The sequence below is a fragment of the Brucella tritici genome (assembly GCF_008932295.1).
In the GTDB taxonomy this organism is placed as follows: domain Bacteria; phylum Pseudomonadota; class Alphaproteobacteria; order Rhizobiales; family Rhizobiaceae; genus Brucella; species Brucella tritici.
The window spans coordinates 1-222 of record NZ_WBWA01000142.1 but is presented as its reverse complement, the minus strand read 5'-3'; the positions used below and the strand labels follow the sequence as shown (position 1 = coordinate 222).

Below are 222 nucleotides of genomic sequence, written 5' to 3'. Positions count from 1 at the left end.
GCAGCGAGCTGTTTTCGCTCGAGCCGTATGCGTCTTCTTCGCCGTCGCCGCCGCCGTTCCAGTTGTAACGCAGTTCGGTGAAGGTCTTCAGAGTACCGAGTTCGGTTTCCGAAGCGGTCGAGAAGCGGAGCGTTGCACGAGCAGTCTTGGCCCAGGTGTCACGATCCTTGCCGCCGCGAGCGAGCGAGTAACCGTTTTCAGCGTCATAAGAAAGACGGCCGC

The 222-nt window shown here is 60.4% G+C and carries 2 pseudogenes; one reads left to right on the top strand and one right to left on the bottom strand.

Going from position 1 to position 222, the window contains the following annotated elements:
* A pseudogene (locus F9K91_RS26845) lies at positions 1-115 on the top strand (hypothetical protein); the annotation flags it as partial.
* Here the strand turns inward: F9K91_RS26845 and F9K91_RS26840 are convergent.
* Positions 92-222: pseudogene (locus F9K91_RS26840) on the bottom strand (porin); the annotation flags it as partial. The pseudogenes F9K91_RS26845 and F9K91_RS26840 overlap by 24 nt on opposite strands.